General features: G+C 71.9%; 1 protein-coding gene. It reads right to left on the bottom strand.

The window, feature by feature from the left end:
- On the bottom strand, positions 1 to 333 hold a 333-nt coding region (locus ACY45C_RS18380), incomplete at its 3' end, for a pyridoxamine 5'-phosphate oxidase family protein (protein ID WP_462188811.1).
- Between the last annotated feature and the right edge of the window lie 115 nt (positions 334 to 448).

Here is a 448-nt window from a genome sequence, read left to right as displayed (position 1 = left end):
AACCGCGTCCTCCTCGATCGCGGCGGTCAGCTTCGAGCCCACGGCCGTCCGGAAGGCCACCGCCTCCCCGTCCATCACGTAGTTCACCGGCAGCACGAGGACCTCCCCGTCCGCCCGGAACGCCACCCGGCCGAGCTGCTCGTTCCCGAGCAGCCACAGGCAGGTTGCGGGGGACAGCACCCCGCCACCGGCATGGTCGAAGGCGAATGCCACCCTGATGCTGGTCCCGGTGGTCTGGGTCGGTGTCTGCGTCGTGGGCATGGCCAGCTCGGTCCGATCGGTCGGTGAAGCCACGGTGACGAGCGCCGGCGCGCCCGCGTTCGGCGGGGTCATCGCGTCATCCCCCTCGTTCTGGGTCGTCGGCGTACCTCCACTTCTGAACGGTAGTCGGGCAGGGCCGGTCGTCGCGCCGGCGCGGGTCGTCCGACCGGGGGATGGCCTGCCGGTG

The organism is Frankia sp. CcWB2 (assembly GCF_977927585.1).
This window is presented reverse-complemented; position numbering and strand designations above follow the sequence as displayed.